This is a genomic window from Streptomyces sp. NPDC005899, assembly GCF_040629645.1.
In the GTDB taxonomy this organism is placed as follows: domain Bacteria; phylum Actinomycetota; class Actinomycetes; order Streptomycetales; family Streptomycetaceae; genus Streptomyces.
Genome location: NZ_JBEXWB010000630.1, coordinates 1 through 1,888, shown reverse-complemented (window position 1 = coordinate 1,888; position 1,888 = coordinate 1). Strand labels below are relative to the sequence as shown.

Genomic DNA, 1,888 nt, shown 5'->3' with positions numbered 1-1,888 from the left:
CCGATCTGTCACCGGATCGGCCGGGCCGCCGGGGCCGCGGAGTCAGCCGAGCGCCCGTGCCGGAGCACGCCCGGCGGCAGCGGCGCTCGGCTGCGGGTCGCGCGAGCGGCGTTCGGCGATCACCGCGCAGACCATGAGCTGCATCTGGTGGAAGAGCATCAGCGGCAGCACCGCGAGGCTCGCGTGGGCGCCGAACAGGACGCTCGCCATCGGCAGTCCGGCGGCCAGGCTCTTCTTCGATCCGGCGAACTGGATCGTGATGCGATCCTCCCGTCCGAAGCCGAGCCGCTTCGCCCCGTACCAGCTCAGCGCCAGCATGAGGGTGAGCAGCACCGCCTCGGCGGCGAGCAGCGCGCCGAGGCGGAGCGGGGTGACCTGGTGCCACACGCCGGCGACCACGCCCTCGCTGAAGGCCGTGTAGACCACGAGCAGGATCGAGCCCCGGTCGACGTAGCCCAGCGCCTTGCGGTGCCGGCCGATGAACCCGCCGACCCAGCGGCGCAGCAGCTGCCCGGCGAGGAAGGGCACGAGCAGCTGGAGGACGATCTTCACCAGGGAGTCCGCGGAGAAGCCCCCCGCACCGCCGCCGAGCAGGACGGCGGCCAGGAGCGGGGTGAGCACGATGCCGGCGAGGCTGGAGAAGGAGCCGGCGCAGATCGCCGCCGGCACGTTCCCGCGGGCGATCGAGGTGAAGGCGATCGAGGACTGGATCGTCGACGGGACCAGGCAGAGGAAGAGGAAGCCGGCCTGGAGCTGCGGGGTCAACAGGTAGGGGACGAGCCCGTGGCTCGCGAGCCCGAGCAGCGGGAACACCACGAACGTGCAGGCCAGCACGGTCAGGTGCAGGCGCCAGTGCTTCAGCCCGTCCAGGGCTTCGGCGGTGGACAGCCGCGCCCCGTACAGGAAGAAGAGGAGCGCGACCGCCCCGGTGGACGCGCCGCCGGCCACCTCCGCGCCGGTGCCGGACGCGGGCAGCAGGGCGGCGAGCACCACCGTGCCGACGAGCGCCAGGACGTACGGGTCGACGGGCAGCCAGGACGGCGGCTTCGGGATGCGGCGGCTGGTGCGGCGGGTCATGTGCTCCGTGCTCTCTCGGCGGGGTCGTGCCCTGCCATCGTGCCCCCGGCGGAGCCGATCGGGAATCCGGTACACCGCTCTTACTGCCATCACGCATCGCGATAACGTGGCCCTCGTGTACGACCCGGTCCAGCTCCGCACCTTCCTCGCCGTCGCCCAGACGCTGAGCTTCACCCAGGCCGCCCGCAGGCTCGGCATCCGGCAGTCCACGGTCAGCCAGCACGTGCGCCGCCTGGAGGCGGAGGCGGGCCGCCGGCTGTTCAGCCGGGACACGCACCGGGTCGACCTCACCGAGGACGGCGAGGCCATGCTCGGCTTCGCCCGGACGATTCTGGAGGCCAACGAGCGGGCGGCGGCGTTCTTCGCCGGGACGCGGCTGCGCGGGCGACTGCGCTTCGGGGCGTCCGAGGACTTCGTCCTGACCCGGCTGCCGGAGATCCTGGAGTCCTTCCGGCGCGAGCACCCCGAGGTCGATCTGGAACTGACCGTGGAGCTGTCCGGCACCCTGCACCGGCAGCTGGCCGCGGGCAGGCTCGATCTGGTGCTGGCGAAACGGCGGACGGGGGACACGCACGGCGAGCTGGTGTGGCGGGACGCGCTCGTGTGGATCGGCGCCCCGCGGCTGCGCGTCGATCCGGACCGCCCGCTCCCACTGATCGCCTTCCCGCCGCCCGGCATCACGCGGGCCCGGGCGCTGGAGGTGCTGGAGGAGCACGGCAGGTCCTGGCGTTTCGCGTGTACGAGCGCGAGCCTGAGCGGCCTCGTCGCGGCGGCCCGCGCCGGGCTGGGCGTGATGGCCCACACCCGTGGC

At 73.4% G+C, this 1,888-nt stretch carries 2 protein-coding genes; one reads left to right on the top strand and one right to left on the bottom strand.

The features are described from left to right. Positions 1-42 precede the first annotated feature (42 nt). Complete coding sequence (locus ABZ371_RS32200) at positions 43-1,077, bottom strand: bile acid:sodium symporter family protein (RefSeq protein WP_358686403.1); 1,035 nt, start codon at positions 1,075-1,077, stop codon at positions 43-45. Positions 1,078-1,183: 106 nt separating this feature from the next. Between ABZ371_RS32200 and ABZ371_RS32195 the strand changes: the two genes are divergently transcribed. Next, positions 1,184-1,888: LysR substrate-binding domain-containing protein (locus tag ABZ371_RS32195; RefSeq protein ID WP_358686401.1), on the top strand; the 705-nt coding region annotated here is incomplete at its 3' end.

Excerpts from the sequence above, each read along its gene's own strand:
- ABZ371_RS32200 (WP_358686403.1), bottom strand. The coding sequence starts at position 1,077 with ATGACCCGCCGCACCAGCCGCCGCATCCCGAAGCCGCCGTCCTGGCTG.